Below are 232 nucleotides of genomic sequence, written 5' to 3'. Positions count from 1 at the left end.
CGTTATCGAAGTTCTACATATTCCGCTGCTGGCATATATTCCAGTACTTGGACCTGTACTCTTCCAGCAAGACCCATTTTGCTACATCGCTCTGATGATACTGGCTGCAGTCTTGCTGTTCTTCCGCTTTAGCCGCCCGGGCTTGATGGTGAAAGCCATTGGTGAGAAGCCGGAATCTGCCACCGCTTTAGGCCTGCCAGTGCTTACGGGACGCTGGTTAGCGGTGATGTTT

At 51.7% G+C, this 232-nt stretch carries 1 protein-coding gene; it reads left to right on the top strand.

Annotation, left to right across the window (positions count from 1 at the left end):
• The coding region (locus tag ACY2RR_RS24840; protein ID WP_490110873.1) for an ABC transporter permease subunit at nt 1-232 on the top strand (232 nt) is incomplete at both ends.

This window comes from Parendozoicomonas sp. 2304DJ65-17 (assembly GCF_058148445.1).
The sequence above is the reverse complement of the archived record's forward strand: the minus strand, read 5'-3'. Positions and strand labels throughout refer to the sequence as shown.